The organism is Porphyromonas gulae (genome assembly GCF_000765945.1).
Lineage (GTDB): Bacteria > Bacteroidota > Bacteroidia > Bacteroidales > Porphyromonadaceae > Porphyromonas > Porphyromonas gulae.
Map to the genome: position 1 here is coordinate 1 of NZ_JRAT01000024.1, position 16,824 is coordinate 16,824.

At 49.2% G+C, this 16,824-nt stretch carries 15 protein-coding genes; 4 read left to right on the top strand and 11 right to left on the bottom strand.

All coding sequences use genetic code 11. The features are described from left to right. From HQ49_RS08685 to HQ49_RS12780, 5 genes are all read right to left on the bottom strand, one after another. Nucleotides 1-479 (bottom strand): fimbrial protein (locus HQ49_RS08685; protein ID WP_039419551.1); only part of this gene is annotated, 479 nt, incomplete at its 3' end. An 8-nt stretch (nucleotides 480-487) separates the two neighbouring features. Continuing rightward, a complete protein-coding gene (locus HQ49_RS08690) occupies nucleotides 488-1,825 on the bottom strand; it encodes a FimB/Mfa2 family fimbrial subunit (RefSeq protein WP_039419553.1) in 1,338 nt (445 codons plus the stop codon). A gap of 195 nt (nucleotides 1,826-2,020) precedes the next feature. Then, nucleotides 2,021-2,977 (bottom strand): fimbrial anchor subunit Mfa2, encoded by a 957-nt coding sequence (gene mfa2 / locus HQ49_RS08695; protein WP_039419554.1) that lies wholly within the window; start codon nucleotides 2,975-2,977, stop codon nucleotides 2,021-2,023. Between the two features lie 121 nt (nucleotides 2,978-3,098). Further along, nucleotides 3,099-4,607 carry an Mfa1 family fimbria major subunit gene (locus tag HQ49_RS08700; protein ID WP_162832561.1) on the bottom strand — a complete coding sequence of 503 codons (1,509 nt, stop codon included), beginning with the start codon at nucleotides 4,605-4,607 and terminating at the stop codon, nucleotides 3,099-3,101. A gap of 1,124 nt (nucleotides 4,608-5,731) precedes the next feature. Continuing rightward, nucleotides 5,732-5,848, bottom strand: a complete 117-nt coding sequence (locus HQ49_RS12780; protein ID WP_152566886.1) for a DUF1661 domain-containing protein — start codon at nucleotides 5,846-5,848, stop codon at nucleotides 5,732-5,734. Here HQ49_RS12780 and HQ49_RS12785 point away from each other — a divergent pair. From HQ49_RS12785 to HQ49_RS08710, 3 genes are all read left to right on the top strand, one after another. After that, entirely contained in the window at nucleotides 5,793-5,915 is a 123-nt protein-coding gene (locus HQ49_RS12785; RefSeq protein WP_152566887.1) for a DUF1661 domain-containing protein, read from the top strand. The two genes, HQ49_RS12780 and HQ49_RS12785, sit on opposite strands and share 56 nt — an antisense overlap. Nucleotides 5,916-6,168: 253 nt before the next feature. Then, on the top strand, nucleotides 6,169-8,610 hold the full coding sequence (locus tag HQ49_RS08705) for an FAD-dependent oxidoreductase (protein WP_039419557.1): 2,442 nt from the start codon (nucleotides 6,169-6,171) through the stop codon (nucleotides 8,608-8,610). Nucleotides 8,611-8,653: 43 nt separating this feature from the next. After that, nucleotides 8,654-9,034 carry a winged helix DNA-binding protein gene (locus HQ49_RS08710; RefSeq protein ID WP_196246896.1) on the top strand — a complete coding sequence of 127 codons (381 nt, stop codon included), beginning with the start codon at nucleotides 8,654-8,656 and terminating at the stop codon, nucleotides 9,032-9,034. Nucleotides 9,035-9,092: 58 nt separating this feature from the next. Here the strand turns inward: HQ49_RS08710 and HQ49_RS08715 are convergent, their stop codons facing one another. The 3 genes from HQ49_RS08715 to metG are packed head-to-tail and all read right to left on the bottom strand — an operon-like array spanning nucleotide 9,093 to nucleotide 13,716. Then, nucleotides 9,093-9,875, bottom strand: coding sequence for a 3'-5' exonuclease (locus HQ49_RS08715; protein WP_039419558.1), 783 nt, complete (start codon nucleotides 9,873-9,875; stop codon nucleotides 9,093-9,095). Next, nucleotides 9,872-11,644, bottom strand: a complete 1,773-nt coding sequence (locus tag HQ49_RS08720; RefSeq protein ID WP_039419559.1) for a bifunctional metallophosphatase/5'-nucleotidase — start codon at nucleotides 11,642-11,644, stop codon at nucleotides 9,872-9,874. The genes HQ49_RS08715 and HQ49_RS08720 overlap by 4 nt, the downstream gene beginning before the upstream one ends. A gap of 29 nt (nucleotides 11,645-11,673) precedes the next feature. After that, on the bottom strand, nucleotides 11,674-13,716 hold the full coding sequence (gene metG / locus HQ49_RS08725) for a methionine--tRNA ligase (protein ID WP_039419561.1): 2,043 nt from the start codon (nucleotides 13,714-13,716) through the stop codon (nucleotides 11,674-11,676). A 282-nt stretch (nucleotides 13,717-13,998) separates the two neighbouring features. Between metG and HQ49_RS12790 the strand changes: the two genes are divergently transcribed. Continuing rightward, a complete protein-coding gene (locus HQ49_RS12790; protein ID WP_394331910.1) occupies nucleotides 13,999-14,151 on the top strand; it encodes a DUF1661 domain-containing protein in 153 nt (50 codons plus the stop codon). Nucleotides 14,152-14,298: 147 nt separating this feature from the next. Here HQ49_RS12790 and HQ49_RS08735 read toward each other — a convergent pair whose 3' ends face one another. From HQ49_RS08735 to HQ49_RS08745, 3 genes are read right to left on the bottom strand one after another with little or no spacing between them, the layout of a single operon-like run. Then, on the bottom strand, nucleotides 14,299-14,907 hold the full coding sequence (locus HQ49_RS08735; protein ID WP_039419563.1) for an IMPACT family protein: 609 nt from the start codon (nucleotides 14,905-14,907) through the stop codon (nucleotides 14,299-14,301). Between the two features lie 3 nt (nucleotides 14,908-14,910). Next, on the bottom strand, nucleotides 14,911-15,459 hold the full coding sequence (locus HQ49_RS08740; RefSeq protein ID WP_018965255.1) for a DUF4924 family protein: 549 nt from the start codon (nucleotides 15,457-15,459) through the stop codon (nucleotides 14,911-14,913). Continuing rightward, nucleotides 15,456-16,691: an alkaline phosphatase family protein gene (locus HQ49_RS08745; RefSeq protein WP_039419565.1), complete on the bottom strand. Its 1,236-nt coding sequence runs from the start codon at nucleotides 16,689-16,691 to the stop codon at nucleotides 15,456-15,458. Before HQ49_RS08745 ends, HQ49_RS08740 begins: the two co-directional genes overlap by 4 nt. Between the last annotated feature and the right edge of the window lie 133 nt (nucleotides 16,692-16,824).

Consider the following 16,824-nt stretch of genomic DNA (forward strand, 5'->3'; position numbering starts at 1 on the left):
GACATCAAGAAAGGAGAGGCCATATTCAAAGACCATGGCTGTGAAATTGTCTTCTTTACATTCTGCAACCCATTTTCTGTGGTTATGACATCAAGTGCTGTTTTAATCGTATTATCCACGTTGGCCACAACATACACCCGGCGCAAACCGGCTTGATTCTGTGTCATATCCAACTTCACTTTCATTTCCACCGGATTCCATGTACCTCCGGCAAACGTGCTTCCATCGATATAGTACCTGACTGGATTGGTTCCATTATTGTCGAAAAGAAAAAGATAGAGATTCTTGATGATGCGCTCGGCATCGCTTCCCTGATTTCTCTCGATTGTGCGAAAGGCCTCACCGGATTTAGTGAAATCATCCACTCGTAAAGATATTTCAATGCGCTTGTCTTCTGCTGGCTCATCCGAGTTGTTCTTTGAACAGGAAACGAACATGAAGCTCGTTAGGAACAAGGCATAAAGCAAATATTTTTTCATAAGTCTATCTATTTCTTGATGAAAACTTTATCGGGACCGGCTCCTGCTGTCCCCGGAACTTGGTTGTAATAAACCTCCAAATAGGCAGAGCCAACAGGTACGGCATCCTTATTTACTTTGAAGGTCTGAGTGGCTCCGTCTGCTAATTGGGAAAACTCAACCATAGTATGGGTAGCATCTGTTCCGAAATATGCTCCATTCTGAGCCTTCAGTCTAACAATATGGGGATCACAATTCGGAATCGTATTGGTAATAGTAATATTGCCTTCATCATCCACCTCCACATTATATCCGTATCCCATGTATGTGTCGTTGGTCACTACATTCCAGTCCGAAATAGAATATTTCACCTCGATCTTATCCGGCAAATTCTTCACCTGATACTTATAGTGATGGTTCCGATAGATCGTGTAGTCCGGCTTCTGTGACAGCTCAGCCTTGGCAAAAGGCAGATACTGACCGCCCGGGATAGCATTGTCATGTGTTATAATAGGCACATCATACATTATTCCACCCTTAGTCGTAATACGGAAAAAATTGATAGGCTTGTTTTCAATATCTCCGGTATTTCCCCACCAATTCGTTGGTTGAACAATTGCCTCAGGCATATAGGCTAAAAATGTATTCGCATTTTGTACCCGCCTCATTTCTATCGGACCAAAGTATTGAGTAGGTGGGGTTTGGATAGACGACAGAGAGAAATGCCTGTTGGCATTGAAAAGCTCTACCTTCTCAAGGTTGTCTATACCTACTGTTAGATTAATCTCCAACTTACCAACAACACGGATCAATTTAACATTTTCTTCTCCATTTGGTTTGAATGGCATTGGATTAGAGGGGGTACCTCCTATAGCAACAGTCTGATTCCTGTACTCGCGCGCCATCGGAAAACCGCTATTATCGGTTGCTTCCAAATAATGAGTAGCAGCCAATTCGCGAACTTGATTCATAAAGTTGAGCATATCGGTCTTGTTGGCAATAGCACTCATTGCTGCTTGAGAGCCCGGCATATTGGCTATAAAGAAGAAATCACGTTGTCCGGGTGTCAATTTTGTCGTAAAGGCGTAAGAAGCCACTCCACTTTCGATCGTCGTGGTAAAATGCTCGGCTATCTTATTTCCGGTTCCCGAATCAAACACTAACATGGAGAGACTGTGCACACGGTCTTCAAAATCCTCCATATCCATATTAATGGATTCTTCGCCATTCGTATGCGCGGCTCTAGCAGTAACAGCCAAATAGACATCCGGCTGTGTATCTGGCTGCGGCTCAACCCCCTTATTGCATCCGAAAAGAACGGATACAAAGGCGGCAAACGCAATATATCTCATTTTAATTAGCATCATATTCCAGATATTATAGTTGTAAGAGAGAAAGATTCTCCCCTCTGTTTCAGAACCTTCTTGTCTTTTTATTCGAACTGAGTAGCGGAATCTGAAATTAGCAGATTCGGACACCAAAGATCAGACCTCCTTTATAATCGTTGTCTTGGGGAAGAGATGTGGATCCAGAGGAAAAGCTCTCAGCCCTTGGTTGTCTCTTTAAAGTTCTATGTCATAGCTATGCACCAGCCAATCATTAACCCATACCTCAACAATGACATAAGTAGCATCAGGACAATTACAATGGTGTGCCACTAATCTTACATCAAAGTCGTTCAAACAGCGTAAGTTAATATTCTGGGCATACTGGCTCGAAAGGATAACACCCACAAGGTCGGTGCGGAACATTTCTCGTCCCGTCGGCTTATGAATTACAGAAAGGGTGTTTTCATGCCCACTCTCCAACTTCAAGGTTGTGAAGAAAGCGCGGCATGTACTATCACCTACGACTTTGGTTTCACCAGGATAGTAGGTGGAGTCTGATTTGGCAACTCGCCCATCGAAGCGATAGGAACCATTGCTCGAAGCCAAATGAATTACATAGTCTTCCGGTTCAGGAAGACTGTCAATCGTCACCGTCACACGATTAGTATACTCACGGAAATTGGCTCTCGTACGCACGTACTGATCACCGGCTTCTTCCATGTCTTTCAGTTCAACAACAGGACTCGTCGCATACCACAGGGTCGTCCCATCTATATTGGTAGCCCATTTCCCTTCCTGTTTCAAGCGCATCAAGATCTCCTGCTTGGTTGTTTCTCCAACCTTAATATCGCCTAAATTATAATGATCACTGATATTCCCCCAGGCCAAAATCGTGTATAAGCCGTTTTCTTTTAAGGGTACAAGCCATTCGTTCGTTTCGGACAGACGGACATTTTCGAACAGATTAGCACTGCGAAGAATATCATTCCGATCGAAAGCATAGACATTCAAGCGACCTATCTCCTCCGGATAAGAAGGACTTTCAGCACATTCCGTTTGGGAATAGAAGTTGACATAAACTCCTCTGGGACAATCATCATAATTGTCATAAATCATCTTATCACATGAAGCCAAACTTCCCAACACGGCGAGAACGACCGGCAAAGCAAAAAACAGTTTGCGAATATCCATATGCTTACTATTGTAATAGTTATTAGAACAAATAAAAGAAGAGGGAGAGAGATACTCCCGAAAGAGACAATCTTCAGGAGAAATCCCTCCCCTTCCTGATAAAACAAATCGCTTCTACCTCTTAGAACTCGATATCATAGTTATGCAACGTCCAAGGTGTCACTGTCACGTCCACAACCATGTATGTCTTCTGAACCGGCAGGGGCTCTTCTGGATTCGGAGTGTCAGGGTCTTCGGGGTCCGGAGTATCAGGATTATCAGGAGTATCCGGGTTGTTCGGATCAGGATCCGTAGGAACAAATGGATTACCGGAAAGACCGATGTTGCGGAACTTAGAGATATTCACGTTGTAGATATTGTTACGACGAGCAGGAGACATAGTCCAGGTCGTAGGATCCAACGTGTTCGGGTTCAACCAGGCATAGTAATAAACTGCTGCTCCTTTGTAAGTCACTACTCGAGGATTACCCACACCCCCAGAAGCGGGGTTAGCAGCATTTGCAGTGGCTTCACTTGCATAGAACTTACCGGTTACAAGACCCAAGAAGAGGTCATTACCCTCTTGATATGCAGCTTGCTCTCCTTCAGCCCACATGGCAGCGACAGGCTTCAGCTTACCCTTTACGAGGATATAAGTCGTATTACCTTTTCTGTAATCATTGTCGGCATGAGTGGTCTCTGAGACATACTTATAAGGCACATTAGGAACATCAGCCACACTATAAGGAGCGTTCAGCTGGTGAACATCAATTCTATTGGCCAACTGAGAATAGTCATAGTGCTTCATGGCGCCATTAGCCCCATTATACTCATCGGTACTTGCAGGCACAAAAGAAGCTGCGGGAGAGAGTGCGTCATCTTTCTGCTGCAGATAGTACTTCTTTTCGTACTGGGCTACCGACCACTTCAGATCGGAAACCGTAGCGATGACAACCTCCACATTACCCGGACGAAGGGCCTTGATTTCATAAGCACCATTTACGGGCTGCTGAGTAATGGTCATTGACGCACGTATCGCAGCACGCTTAACGACTATAGAAACCTTGTTCTGCGCAGGAGCATTGGCTGCACTCACATTAGGCAAAATAGTCTGCACCACAGGCTTACCAGACATAATCATCTGATCCTTTTTTTCCTGATTCGGACCGAGAACCAGCGTAGCAATCTCACTGCCGGTATCAGAAAATGCTGCATAGGCCGCCTCATATGCCACCTTGAGGTCAGCAGCATTGGTCGCGGCATTAAGAGCCTCTTCCACCTTAGGAGTGATATTAACAACAGCATAGACAGTCTTTTCACCACTTTTTACCTGGAAAGGTGCTGTCACAATCGTCGTATTGGCTCCCTGATTTACTTGCAGATCTGCTGCAGAAAGCTTTCTCACATCAATCTTGCCATCACCCACAACATAGACTGTCAAATCATTGATCTTGTCTATACCTCCGTACTCACCTACATGATTGTAGTCATTGTCGCCGGCGCGATTGTGCTGAGGCAATGACATAGAAACAGACATGTGAGTATCTGCAACAGAAGAGTTATCAGGTGATGGACCATTACCCTCCTTGCTACATGAAGCAAAGCCCAACGAGAGCATTGCCCCAACCAAAAACATCTTGTTTAACTTCATAAGCTAATTGTTTAAAGAATGATTATTATTAAGAACACTAAACAACAATAGAATCCAGANGAGCATTGCCCCAACCAAAAACATCTTGTTTAACTTCATAAGCTAATTGTTTAAAGAATGATTATTATTAAGAACACTAAACAACAATAGAATCCAGACAGAAAAAGTTCTGAACATTAATCCGATATCGACTTTACATATTTCACACATCTAAGATCTACAATCTATCCGCTCTGAAGCGGTAGGCTGAGCCACACTGCAAGGGTATCCTATCAAAGAAGATCGACCTCCTTTACAGAATTTACAGAACTAAAATATATCGCCCCCTCGGGAGCGACATAAGAAACCGCACTAGTATCGGCCTCATAATGTCTAAAACAATATTCCATCAAACTTTATCTATAGTGTGCTTTATCCACAAATTCTCGACAAGAGCCTGCATTCAGAGAATAAAAAGGTAAAGAACACAAAAAAAGAGAAGTCGCATAATTCTGCACCTCCTTTTACCTATAGCAAAGTAAAACAAATTTTCCATACTAAAAATTAATTATAACAATAATTTGTTCGTCACTACGTGTTTATACGTAGAGAAAACAAACAAGAAAAGCACAATAGCATAGTGACATAACAGTATTGACCAATGAAACAGATAGTGTTTTGAGCCACACAGCAGTAATGTTTTTTCCGGGGGACTCCGATTTCATCCCATTGATTATTAAATCATAGAGAGAAAATAATCGCTGGATCGGATACCGCGGTTCTTAGCACCCATAGGTTCGTTCCCGAAAAATCTCTTAGAACACGATGAGATCAAAGGTCATCTTAAACTAGCCACCGGTACTATCCAAATGCAAGCGCAACACAGGGCATTACAGAAAGAGTATGCTGAAATTCCTATTTCCAGACATCTTATCTCCAATTTCTCGGCCATTGCTCTTCTCTTCTGTTAAACGTCTATTAGGTGTTTTTGTTTCCTGCTTTTTACTGCTTAGAAATCCAAAAATCAACATCCGTCTTAAATGTATACGTCGAATTAGAGAGCATTTAGATTACAGAAGGAATAGCCAGAAAGAGGGGCTTCAATCGGCCTTTAAAAGTTTAAGGAGAGGGGCTAACAGGTTGGTTTACGTGCGGGAATTTTCTCGTTTGCGACGCCTGAAAAGGTGGCGCGAGATTTTTTTTGTTTTGGTTCGAGAAGCAAAAAATTTACGCACGAGAACGAAAAAATTCTCGCTCCGCATTTTCAGAAAACACGCGCCACAGTCGAAGCATTTTAGGCGCGTATTTCTCAAACAGCACAGCTTGTAGAATCTGATACACCGAGCAATAATAAAGCATTATACCCCCTCCCCGCATGGGAAACTATACGGCGATCGAGCCTTACTTAGGCACAAATCATACCACCTTGGAATTGCCACTTGGCCGTCTCTATCCAGCTCGCACTCTCTTCTCTATTATACGTTTTCGAGTTTTCGCCTATATATTTTCATCAGAATATATTTTCCAATAGAAATTATTTGTATGTTTGCGACAGAAAACGAACAAAAAAAGAGTAATCAGTATGAGATACGTAATCGTAGGCGGGGTAGCCGGAGGAGCTACAGCAGCAGCCAGACTAAGGAGAATAGACGAAAAAGCAGAAATCATCCTGTTCGAGAAAGGACAGAATATATCGTATGCCAACTGCGGCCTGCCGTATTATATAGGTGGGGTAATCAAAGAGAGAGAAAATCTTTTCGTGCAGACACCCGAAAAATTCGGCCAACTACTGAATCTGGATATTCGGGTACAGAGTGAAGTACTGTCCATCGACCGATCCAACAAGCAGATAAGAGTGCGCGAAGCCAATGGCAGAGAATATAGCGAGCACTATGACAAATTGCTGCTTTCCCCCGGAGCCTTGCCTTTTGTCCCTCCACTGCCGGGGGTAGACAGCCCGGGAGTCTTCACACTGCGCAATGTGGAGGATACGGATGCCATTAAAAGTTATTTGGACACCCACAAGGTCAAGCGTGCCATCGTAGTAGGAGGTGGATTTATCGGCTTGGAAATGGCCGAAAACCTACATGCGCTGGGCATTGCCGTCAATGTCGTTGAGATGGCTCCACAGGTAATGGCACCGGTGGATTTCTCGATGGCAACGATCGTTCATGCCCACCTGCAAGAAAAAGGTATCGGTCTCTATCTGGGAAAAGCGGTGAAAAGCATCGAAAGACAGAGAGAAGTATTGTCTGCTTCGCTTGACTCGGGCGAAAAAATCGAGGCCGAACTCATCCTTCTGTCTATCGGAGTACGTCCGAATACGAAGCTGGCAGCCGATGCACAGTTGGCTATCGGACCGGCACGTGGCATCCAAGTGAATGAATACCTCCAGACATCCGATCCGGATATCTATGCCATCGGAGACGCCATCGAATACCCACACCCTCTTACCGGAAAGCCGTGGACCAATTTCCTGGCAGGGCCGGCCAATCGACAAGGGCGTATCGTAGCAGATAATATGCATGGCCAAACCATCCGGAGCTATGAGGGAGCTATAGGAACAGCTATCGCCAAGATTTTCGACCTCACGGTTGCAGCTACAGGGCTGTCGGCAAAGGCTCTCAAGCGCGAAGGCCTTGCCTATGAGACAGTGACGGTACAGCCCAACAGCCATGCCGGCTATTATCCCGATGCCTACCCGCTTACGCTTAAAATCACCTTCCACTCCGAGACCGGTATGCTCTACGGTGCTCAGTGTGTAGGCATAGAAGGCGTGGACAAGCGAATAGACTCCATCGCTCAAATCATCAAGCGCAAAGGCGGAATCACCGATCTGATGCAAACGGAGCAAGCCTATGCTCCTCCATTCTCGTCGGCCAAAGATCCGGTAGCCTTGGCAGGATATGTGGCCGACAATATCATTACAGGTCGTATGAAGCCTCTGCATTGGCGCGAAATGAAAGAGGTCAATCCCAATCGAGTAACCCTCATAGATGCTCGCCCCAGACAGGCCTACGAGGTAGAGCATATCCCCGGAGCAATCAGTATGCCAGTGGAGGAAATAAGGGCACGCGTAGGGGAAATCCCTCACGACAAGCCGATATACGTATATTGCACCGTGGGGATGAGAGGGTACTTCGCCTCGAACATCCTGAGACAGTGTGGCTTCTCAAATGTACGGAACCTGATCGGCGGCTACCGTCTGTATTCTACTATAACGGCAGACTACAGTTCTGCTGCCAAACCTGCGACCGCACAACTTCCAGCGAAGGATAGTCCTTCTTCTCATACACAGGTACTGGAGGTGGATGCCTGCGGCATGTCCTGTCCGGGGCCGATCCTCAAGCTCAAACAATCCATGGATCAAATAGCTGTAGGAGAGCAGCTCTGCATCCTGGCTACCGACCCCGGATTTGCTCGTGATGCTCAGGCTTGGTGCGACACGACCGGGCACAATCTGATCCGACAGGAGACCATAAAGGGCAAATACAAAGTGACCATCGAAAAGACTGCTTGCAAGGAGGAGGGCACTTGTGTGAGCGAGACTCCATCCAAAGGCAAGACATTCATTCTCTTCAGTGACGATCTGGACAAGGCTTTGGCCACATTCGTACTGGCCAATGGAGCAGCAGCGACGGGACAGCCGGTGACCATATTCTTTACATTCTGGGGTCTGAATGCCATCAAAAAGCCTCACGCCGTAAAAGCGAAGAAAGACATTTGGGGCAAGATGTTCGGCATGATGCTTCCGAAGAACAGCAAAGGGCTGGGACTGTCCAAAATGAACATGTTCGGCTTAGGAGCGAAGATGATGCGCATGGTCATGAAAGAAAAGCATGTGGATTCACTGGAGAGCATGCGCAAGCAGGCGTTGGAAAACGGCGTAGAGTTTATCGCCTGTCAGATGTCCATGGATGTAATGGGGATCAGTCGGGAGGAATTGCTCAACGAGGTAAGCATCGGCGGAGTTGCCACTTACATGAATAGAGCGGAAGAAGCCAACGTCAATCTATTCATCTAAATTTGTGCAGTAACAATCAATCGAGGCTACGGCCTTCCAGCCGATGGAAAATGTAGAGTGTATCTGTACGATGAAGAAGCTGATGGTCGCCATCCGAGAATTGGAATCCAATCTTTTGGATTCCACCGGATGCGATCTCAATCAGGCCATGCTCCTGTGCGTGATAGCCGATGATTCGCTATCAGCGTCCGAAATAGCTGCACAAATAGGCGTATTGCCGGCCCAAAATTCCAAACTGCTTGCGGCGGCAGAAGACAGGGGGTGGGTCATGCGCAGGCTGGGACATGACGACAAGCGAAAGATTTATTTCAATCTGACCGAAGAAGGTCGAAGGCAATTGGAAAAGGTGAAAGCACTGAACATCGATGTACCGGATCTGATCCGCCCCATACTGGATTCATCGGAAAACGAAAGGAGGGAGTAAACTCTCCCTCCTTCTTTTTTTAGCTTTGCTCAAATTGCGCACGCACCAATCGGGGATCTTACTCCAACGAGGGCGTGGTCGGATTCATCCGACGCAGACATGCTCCTACGAGACGTATATCGTTCCGCACCTTCTCGCGATAGGTCGTCCTAACTCCCGGCAATCCGAAATAGAGGGCACCGAACAGCTCGGTCAGGCGTGGCAGCTTCCACGTTCCACAGCTCCCGTACAAGTGGGTAAAATCGACTCCCGCCTCCATCGTACAATAATCATCAAGGGAGAACAAGGGAGACGGATCTAATCCTCTCCGTCTCATATCATAGACCAAAACAGAACGGTGAAAGGCCAGATTGTGGGCAGACAGTACTTTTGCTTTCGACACAGCCCCAAGCAAACGTGCGTACACCTCATGCGGATCATCGCCGTGTAGCGAAGCATCCGCGATGCCGTGCAGAGCTGCAGCCTCAGGTGACACTGGTTCGTCGGTGGACAGCCGGCAAACGACCTCCTCTATACATCTGAAACGAAAGTCCAACAGCTGCCAACCGACCGATACGGGTGCCGGTGCATCTGCTCCGGCCATGAACTGCGTTTCATCGGCGGGCAATCCGGTCGTCTCCGTATCGATAACGAGAAAACAAGGACGGCTATCCACAGCAGCAGGCACAGGCACCAACAAATGTGAGGCATCGGCATCGATGATCCCCTTGCGACGAAACTGATCCGAAGAGCCTTCCGATGGCAGGTTGTCAGCCTGCCATGGATCTTTCGGCTTCCATAACGTCATAAAAGCCATGCCTGCGATCAGCACAAGCAGGGCAACAGCCATCCACAGCGTCATCGAGTAGTTTTCTTTCTCTTACCGAAGAGAAACTCCCGATCGCGTGCGATCGCTTCCTTGACTGATCCTGCCGGCACAAATTGCCAATCGCAAAGAGGAGGCACCTCTACCCTACCGATGCGGCGCACATAGCGAATCAGAGCTTGCCGAATATCCACGGCTGTAGAGTTCTTGAGACGAGTGCGCAACTCTTCAGGCGCAATACCTGCCCCTTCCGTCATCAGTCCGCCCCCACCGTTGGCTCGATATGAATTGAGAGCCACCGTGTATACGCTATCAAGTGCAAAGGGCTTGTATACCCCATCGCCGGACATCTTGTCCCTCACTTCTGTGATGAGCACTCTCTCCCCTATCGGTTTGGTCACATCTACGGTATAGCGCAGTCCTCCCGCCGCACTGAAGTTGAAGGAAGGATACATCGTTTTGAAGCGGTCGGAAGCGGTGACATCCTTTTTCATCAGGATCAGATGGCCATTTTGCAGGGCAGGATCTGTCACCCACCGAGAGTAGGAAAACTCCAAATAGTCATGTATTTCGCGGCCGGTCATCTGCATCGTGCAAAGAAAATTCTCGTACGGATAGACGGCGAACATGTGGTACATATAGATCGAATCCGCCGGCAAATCCGTATTGGTGGAGAGAGGAGCTGCAAATGATATATCCGCGCCGGACTCGCTCAGCATCACATGATGAATCAGATCCATGAAAGGAGACGGGCCGAACAGAGCGTCAGCAGAGCTTATTTCGGTGGAGGAAACACACATAGGCTCGTTCACAAACCGGCGAACGGCAGCTTCATCGAAGGAGAAATGCGCCATAAAGGCCGAATCGGGAGTAAGCCGCGATATGTCCGTCAAGCCACCTTCCACTCTTTTGTGCAGCACCTTGTCCCCTTTGCGAGTGAGACTGAGCCGCACATCGGACACTTTGTCCAAATGGTTAGCCGGGTTGAGAATGAGAACGGAGTCGGCTCCCCCTCCTTTCACCCTCCGGCTGTACTCCTGATGATCATGTCCGAGCAGCAGTAGATCTATGCCTGCGACTTCACGCGCAAGGGTCATACCGGCGTCTTCGAGGTAGTTCGCATTGTCGTTCTCCCTACCGGAATGCAGTACGCAGACGACAAAGTCCGGTTTTTCCTCTTGAATCACAAACGGCACCCAGTACTTGGCCGATTCGATTATATCGTCGAATCGCATCCCCGTCCACAGGCTTTGCGGCAGCCACTCAGGAATAGCCGGAGTGATAAAGCCCAACAGAGCCACCCTCAGCCCGTTCCGATCGAAAACCGTATAAGGAGCCCAATATGGCTTGCCGGTCTCGGTGTCGATAGCGTTTGCCGCCAAGAAAGGGAAGTCGCAGCCGGCTACCCATTTGTCATAGACGGCATGGCCGGTCTCGATGTCGTGATTGCCCGGTATGGCGGCATCATAGCGCAAGTAGTTCATCGCACGGGAGAAAAGATGAGTACCCGTCGTGTCCATGTAGTTATAATAGTAGGCCGTAGGATCGCCCTGCAATACGTCGCCACCATCGAAGAGCAGCAACTCCGATCTGTCCGACCGGGCAACTTTCAGGAAGGAAGCCAAGCGCGACATTCCACCCGAAGTCGGTCTTAAAGCTTTGAAATCAGTGGGGAACACATTCCCGTGAAGATCCGTAGTGTGGATAATGCGAAGGGAATGCTGCTGCCTGCTTGCACATCCACCGAGGAGAAACGTCGCCAGCGGAAGCAGGACGGACAGCAAACCGAAAAGTCTCTTCTTCATACCGTGCAATCTGTAGTACTCCTAAAAGTCTATTTCACCTGACTACCTGCAGCAACTTCAACTGCCGGCATAATGACCCTGAGCGAACCGTCCGCATCCTCTGCCGAAAGAATCATGCCCTCGGACTCGATACCTTTGAGCTTGCGCGGAGGCAAATTGGCGATGAAGCATACCTGCTTGCCTACCAGCTCTTCCGGAGCATAGTGTTTGGCAATACCCGAAACGATCGTCCGGCCACCCAGACCATCATCGATACGAAAACGCAAGAGCTTGTCCGCCTTAGGCACCTTCTCACACTCCAGCACCGTGCCCACACGGATGTCCAGCTTGAGGAAGTCCTCGAATGCAATGTCTTCGGCTATCGGAGCAGCCTGATGGGCAGCCTTTTCGTTGGCCAGCTTGGTAGCCTGCAATTTCTGAATCTGTGCATCTATCACACTGTCCTCCAGCTTTTCGAACAGCAATTCGGGACTGCCCAAGACATGACCTTCGGGCAAGAGATCCGTACTACCCAAACGATCCCAGCCGAAAGGACAGTCGGTGGAGAGCATAGACAGGAGCTTTGCCGAGGAGAAAGGCAGGAACGGTTCGAAGGCGATAGCCAGATTGGCCGTTATCTGCAGGGACAGATTGAGGATCGTAGCCACACGGTTCAGATCCGTTTTTGCCAGCTTCCAAGGTTCCGTATCGGCCAGATATTTATTGCCTATACGCGCCAGATTCATCGCTTCTTTCAGAGCTTCGCGGAAGTGGAACGTATCCAACTGATGCTCCAGGGCGTGCTTCACGGCTGCAAACTCCTCTATCGTGCGGCTGTCGTAATCCGTCAGCTCGCCTTTGGCCGGCACAGCACCACCGAAGTACTTATGAGTAAGCACCAATGCCCGGTTCACGAAATTGCCGAATATGGCTACCAGTTCGTTGTTGTTGCGAGCCTGAAAGTCGCGCCATGTGAAGTCGTTGTCTTTCGTTTCGGGAGCGTTGGCCGTGAGCACATAGCGCAGGACATCCTGCTTGCCAGGGAACTCTTCGAGGTATTCATGCAGCCAGACAGCCCAGTTCCGACTGGTGGAAATCTTATCTCCTTCAAGATTGAGAAACTCGTTGGCAGGCACATTGTCAGGCAGGATAAACGAACCTTCGGCACGGAGCATGGCCGGGAAAACGATACAGTGGAATACGATATTGTCCTTACCGATAAAATGAACGAGACGGGTATCTTCCGACTTCCACCAAGTCTCCCAACTATCGGGACACAGCTCTTTGGTATTGGAGATATAGCCTATCGGAGCATCGAACCACACATACAGCACCTTTCCTTCGGCACCCTCCACCGGCACGGGGATACCCCAGTCCAAATCGCGACTCACGGCACGGGGTTGCAGACCCATATCCAGCCAACTCTTGCACTGGCCGTAGACGTTGCTCTTCCACTCCTTATGTCCATCGAGGATCCACTCTTTCAGGAAAGACTCATGCTTGTCCAGAGGCAAATACCAGTGTTTCGTCTCGCGCAGCACGGGAGCACTGCCGGATATCGTACTGCGGGGATTGATCAGGTCAGTGGCATTGAGCGAGGTACCGCAGGCTTCGCACTGGTCGCCGTAAGCCCGATCGTTGCTACAGTGCGGACAAGTACCGGTGATATAGCGGTCGGCCAGGAATTGCTTGGCTTCTTCGTCATAATACTGCTCGCTCGTCTGCTCCACGAACTCACCCTTTTCATACAAGGTCTTGAAGAACTCGCTTGCCGTACGGCGATGCATATCGCTTGTCGTACGTGAGTATATATCGAAGGAGATACCCAGCCCCTCGAACGATTGCTTGATCTGTTCGTGGTAACGGTCTACGACCTCCTGCGGAGTACAGCCCTCGGCTTTGGCTTTGAGTGCGATGGGTACGCCATGCTCATCCGATCCGCCGATCAGCAGGCAGTCTCTGCCACGCAGGCGCAGATAGCGTGCATATATATCGGCCGGGACGTAGACGCCGGCCAGGTGTCCGATGTGTACAGGCCCATTGGCATACGGAAGGGCCGTGGTGATAAGAGTTCGTTTGAATTGTTTATCCATTATTGTTCAGATTGTTTTTTCGTATCTAATTGCTGCAAAGATAATGATTTGACCACCGTTGATAATTGTCCGAAAGTCTCAATGCTACCGATGCCGCCACGAAGATCAGAATTAGAAAGAAGCCATACGGCGACACTATTTGTATTAGAGCGGCATTCATATCCTGCTTTTTTGTTCCGATTCAGTGCTATTTCCTTCTTGATTCGCCTCTCCCCTCTTTGAGCTTCTTACGTTCCAAAAAATGATCACGCACGGAGCGAAAAAACGTGGCGCGAGAATTTTTTGCTTCCCGCGCCAAAAGAAAAAATTTCTCGAACCAAAACGAAATTTTTTAGGCGCGAGTTTTTCAGAAAACACGAACCGCAATTTGTCCGTTTTACGCTCGAAAAGCTCAATTTGCCCTTTCTCGACAAACAGACTTTTCCCAACGGTTGAGAAAAGAGTCGGATGGTGAAGTAGTAACCGGAGGCAACAGGCAGAAGTTCTGCTACGCATAAAACAGCTACCACACAAGTGCTTTCGGAATGAAGTGCATCTGTAGTCGGTTTTATATGCTCTCTTCGGTTCGGAAAAGGGAGTGGATCAATCTTCGTCTTGGAGGAGGGTGACGCCGTAGATGGCTGAGAGGCGATTGCGCAGGATGGCGGCATCGTTGCCGCGGAGGCTGACGGTAAGCCTGCAATTCTCGGCAAAATCCTGTGAGCGGATAGAGGCTCCGGCATCTTTCACCAGTCGCATCACTTCGCCCAGCAAAGGATACTCGAAGGCGATGGTCAGTTCTTCATACAGGATCTCTTCTTTTCGGTCGGCTGCTTCGAGAGCTTCGCGAGCTGCTTCGCGATAGGCAACGATAAGACCGCTCGTGCCCAACTTGACACCTCCGAAGTAGCGTACCACGGCAACGAATACCTGCGTAAGCCCCAGCGATGTGATCTGACCGAGGATGGGTTTGCCGGCAGTCCCCGACGGTTCTCCGTCGTCATTGGATCGGGTACGTTCGCCTTTGGCTCCCAGCTTGTACGCCCAGCATACATGGCGCGCATCGAAGTAGCGGCGGCGCAGATCGGCTACAAGCGAAAGTGCCTCCTCTTCCGAGCTCACGGGATAGGCGAAAGCCAGAAAGCGGCTGCGCTTCTCCGTGTACTGCGCTTCCGAGGGAGCACCGATCGTGAAGTAGGAATCTTCGGCCATGGTTCAGAGAAGAGCCTCTTCCGTGCCCTGCTCTTGGGCGGCAAACTTTTCGGACAGGACGGAGAGGAGCGTACTCATTTGTTTGATACTGGCGAGCGTCTCTTCGCTCACTTCCTTTTTTTGCAGGCGCAGGGTCAGCAGACCGTATATGGCAGTCAGGCAAGTCTCTATCTCTCCCGTATTGCTGCCTGCGCTCTTGGCTCTAAGCTGTACGATGGCAGGGAGTACCTGATAGTAAAGTCCTTGATAAATCATCTCTTTGGGGTCTGCCATCAACCGCGTATGGATCTCTTCCATTTGCATGATGGCTATGCGGACGATATTGATATGCCCCTGCTCGCGGACGCCCTCGGTCAGCATCATATCCACCAGCTCGGCATACCAGCGGTCTATCTCGGCAGTCGTCTCCCTATCTTGCCGGTATTGGGCGATGACAGTGGTGCGAAGCCGCTGCATATCCAGTTCGTTGGCACGTATGAGATCCTCTATCTGCCACATGTAGAGGACGTACTCGGCGATATTGTTGCGCCGTTTTTCCCTTGCTATGATCATAGTCGTTGGTCTCGGATGAGGTCGTTCAGCAACGTTTCGTCTGCGTCATTGGGCGCAGGCTCTATGCCCAACAGTCTGCATATCAGCGGATAGATGGTGATATTCGGCAGATTTTCCACCCTGCTGCCCGGACGAAAACCGGGTCCCACAGCCCGTAGCAAAGCCCGCATTTCCGGTGCTTGGTTGTCATAGCCATGTGCCGCTCCCGGACGAATACCTTCGTTCGTAGAGAAAAAGACGGTGGAGCCTATGTCCGGGATTACGACCAGTTCGCCCAAGCGTGGATTGGTACCGCAGTGCAGGCGCGCAGGCACATCCCTTTTGCGGTAAACCGATATATGAGGAATGTTCCGCAGGATCTCATAGGCTCGCTCGGTATAGGAGGGCTTCGGGTACAAGTGGGTGAAGGCTCCGGTGGCCATGTAGAGGAAGCTGTCCGCAGGCAGATGATGCGCCAGATTGACGCATTTCTCATTTTCGTACGTGGCCATACCATGATCGGATACTATGATGAAGTCGGTCTGAGCGGCTATGGGAAGAGACTCCAACCGTTTGCGGAAATAGCCGACCACACTGTCCAACCGCTCTACCATGGCCAGTGTCAGCGGGCTTTCGGGCGTTTGGGAATGGCCGATCATATCCGGCTCCTCGATGTACCACATGAGCAAGCGCGGTCGCTCCTTTTCGGGCAGACTGAGCCACGCGATGACGGAGTCGGCACGGTTACGAAACGGAACGGTGGAGGAGAATTTTTTCCACCGCCACGGCCGAAGCCCATTTACAGCCGTCTCGGATCCTACCCAAAAGTAGACACCGGCACGGATGCCTTGGCGTGCAGCCGTATTCCAAACCGGCTCACCGCCCCAGAATCCGGGAGTCTCCACGGCTTTTCGGTCGGATATGCGAAAAACGCCCAGAACCGAATCCACAAACTCATTGGCTACGATGCCGTGATGGTCGGGGTAAAGCCCCGTAGCCATGCTGTAATGATTGGGAAACGTAAGCGAGGGGAAGCATGGCCGGAGCGACCCGCTCAATCCTTCCTGCGCCATCCGATCCAACTCCGGTGTATGTGCCCGATCGGTATAGTCCGGCCGGAAGCCGTCCAAAGACAGGACCACGACGTACCGTTCCGATTGCTTAGGTGTTTGTCGGGCTGTCCGGCAACCGACATAAGAGAAGGCAAGAAGCAGAAACAGGATGAAAGGAAATAGAGGTAAATGCTGTCTCATTTTTATAAAAATCTTTCGATTTGATACGGCCAAAGGTAAGGGATTCCTCTTTTACTACCGTAAGCAGATCGGTTTTTGAGCCGATGATTTTCACATGTCATCGGGAGTGCAAAAATCACAGGCATACCCACAG

Excerpts from the sequence above, each read along its gene's own strand:
- metG (WP_039419561.1), bottom strand. The coding sequence starts at position 13,716 with ATGGATAAACAATTCAAACGAACTCTTATCACCACGGCCCTTCCGTAT.
- HQ49_RS08745 (WP_039419565.1), bottom strand. The coding sequence starts at position 16,691 with ATGAGACAGCATTTACCTCTATTTCCTTTCATCCTGTTTCTGCTTCTT.
- HQ49_RS08735 (WP_039419563.1), bottom strand. The coding sequence starts at position 14,907 with ATGGCCGAAGATTCCTACTTCACGATCGGTGCTCCCTCGGAAGCGCAG.
- HQ49_RS08690 (WP_039419553.1), bottom strand. The coding sequence starts at position 1,825 with ATGATGCTAATTAAAATGAGATATATTGCGTTTGCCGCCTTTGTATCC.
- HQ49_RS08720 (WP_039419559.1), bottom strand. The coding sequence starts at position 11,644 with ATGAAGAAGAGACTTTTCGGTTTGCTGTCCGTCCTGCTTCCGCTGGCG.
- HQ49_RS08710 (WP_196246896.1), top strand. The coding sequence starts at position 8,654 with ATGGAAAATGTAGAGTGTATCTGTACGATGAAGAAGCTGATGGTCGCC.
- mfa2 (WP_039419554.1), bottom strand. The coding sequence starts at position 2,977 with ATGGATATTCGCAAACTGTTTTTTGCTTTGCCGGTCGTTCTCGCCGTG.
- HQ49_RS12780 (WP_152566886.1), bottom strand. The coding sequence starts at position 5,848 with ATGCGGAGCGAGAATTTTTTCGTTCTCGTGCGTAAATTTTTTGCTTCT.
- HQ49_RS08705 (WP_039419557.1), top strand. The coding sequence starts at position 6,169 with ATGAGATACGTAATCGTAGGCGGGGTAGCCGGAGGAGCTACAGCAGCA.
- HQ49_RS08715 (WP_039419558.1), bottom strand. The coding sequence starts at position 9,875 with ATGACGCTGTGGATGGCTGTTGCCCTGCTTGTGCTGATCGCAGGCATG.
- HQ49_RS08700 (WP_162832561.1), bottom strand. The coding sequence starts at position 4,607 with ATGAAGTTAAACAAGATGTTTTTGGTTGGGGCAATGCTCTCGTTGGGC.
- HQ49_RS08740 (WP_018965255.1), bottom strand. The coding sequence starts at position 15,459 with ATGATCATAGCAAGGGAAAAACGGCGCAACAATATCGCCGAGTACGTC.